The sequence below is a fragment of the Halochromatium sp. NSM3 genome (assembly GCF_059621085.1).
In genome coordinates, this window is record NZ_JCAQIA010000082.1 from 1 (window position 1) to 1,692 (window position 1,692).

3 protein-coding genes are annotated in these 1,692 nt (G+C 62.2%); 1 reads left to right on the forward strand and 2 read right to left on the reverse strand.

The window, feature by feature from the left end:
- Positions 1–61: 61 nt before the first annotated feature.
- On the forward strand, positions 62–910 hold the full coding sequence (locus tag AC54T3_RS17365) for a PEP-CTERM sorting domain-containing protein (protein WP_496626565.1): 849 nt from the start codon (positions 62–64) through the stop codon (positions 908–910).
- Positions 911–991: 81 nt separating this feature from the next.
- Here the strand turns inward: AC54T3_RS17365 and AC54T3_RS17370 are convergent, their stop codons facing one another.
- Positions 992–1,267, reverse strand: coding sequence for an antitoxin (locus AC54T3_RS17370; RefSeq protein ID WP_496626566.1), 276 nt, complete (start codon positions 1,265–1,267; stop codon positions 992–994).
- Positions 1,264–1,542, reverse strand: a complete 279-nt coding sequence (locus AC54T3_RS17375) for a BrnT family toxin (protein WP_496626567.1) — start codon at positions 1,540–1,542, stop codon at positions 1,264–1,266. Before AC54T3_RS17375 ends, AC54T3_RS17370 begins: the two co-directional genes overlap by 4 nt.
- Positions 1,543–1,692 lie beyond the last annotated feature (150 nt).

Consider the following 1,692-nt stretch of genomic DNA (forward strand, 5'->3'; position numbering starts at 1 on the left):
CGGGCCGCGTCCTGCGCGCTGGCTTCGTCTGGCTGAAGAAGCTTGCTAATCAGGTTATCGAATGCCTCAACAACGACTAAGAACGGTCTCGAGCGTCTGCGGCGTGGCGCTTTGGGCGCTGGCCAGCGCGACGCAGGCCGGTTGGATACAAGATTCGACCTACAGCGATCTCTGGGTGGGCGACGGCGCACACAGCGGGCTGGTCTACGATGCCGCCCAGGAGCTGACCTGGCTGCAGGATGCCAACCTGTTCCTGACCCAATCGGCGGGCGGCGATACCGCTGTTCGGGACGCCGTCATCAGCGACATCGGCAGCATCACGCATGCCGGCGGGACCCATACGCTAAGCAACAGCGATTTCGACCTCAACGATGGCGACATGACCTGGTGGGGCGCGATGGCCTGGGCGCAATGGCTCGACTATGGCGGCTGGGACGACTGGCGGCTTTGGAGTGTGACCGACCTTGGTAATGACGGCTGTAATTTCAGTTACGACGGCACCGACTGCGGCTACAACATCGACACCGCGACCAGCGAGCTGGGACATCTGTGGTATGAGACGCTGGGGAACCTAGCGTATTACGACACCAGCGGGAATGGCCCCCAGTCTGGCTGGGGGCTCTCCAACACCGGCCCGTTCCAGAACTTTGACGATGGCCTGTACTGGTCTGGTACGGAGTACGCGCCCAATTCCGGCCTCGCGTGGGGCTTCTACGCCGGCAGCGGCCCCCAGGACCGCGACTACAAGGTCGACCAGTTGCAGGCCTGGGCGGTTCGCCCCGGACAAGTCGACGTCGCCGCGCTGGATGCGCAGCCGGTGCCCACGCCCGGTACCCTGTGGCTGGCGGGCGCGGGGCTCTTGGGCCTGAGCCTGCGGCGGCGTCGTTGGGTGCTTCGGCGCTTCGTCTGATTTGGTCCTTTTGGGGGTGCAGGGGGGTGTCCCCCCTGCTTGCTCGCGGTCGGTGCCGACATGCGCTTGTCGGCGCGGTTGTCAGCGATCGTGCTCGCACAGCCGACCTTCCACGTACTGATGCAAGATGCTTGCAGCGAGCGTCTGATAGGGAACGCCTTCGGCGAGCGCCTTCTTTTGCAGTCCGCGCAAGTCCTTGGACGTGAGGCAGATGTTGATCCGCGCATCTTGCCGGAACATAGCCGCTGCATAGTCTCGATGTCGCTGCTGCGTGGCCGTCGCGTCTTCCGCAGGCTTAACCTCTCCCGACTCGAAGGCGTCAAGGATCGCCTGTTCCTCGGAATCCAATTGGGTCATGTGCCTTTACCTCGATAAGTCCTGGTTGCCTTGCGGCTAGGGATGATCGTCTTCAGAAAGACCTCGTCCTCGGACTCCACGAACGGCACCAAGTAGACGTATCCCTCGATGTCAATCACATGGATCTGCTGACCAGGATACCGCGTCTGATTCGGATGCTCGATCGTATCGAGGATGTCTCCGGTCATGATGTGGAACACGACATCCTCGAACGAGATACCACGTTCGGTCTTGAGCAACCTGTTCTTCTCCGGGGCCCAGGTGATGGCTTTCATGGAAAAAAGTTAGCACGGTGGACGCCTTTCGTGCTCGGAAAGCGTCACCCCACCAAATGCCCCACCACCGTGCCGACCTGCTCGATGCGCTTGGCCGGATCAGCCATCTCCATGCTGAACCGCAGCGCGCCGGCGGCCTGATCGAGCTTG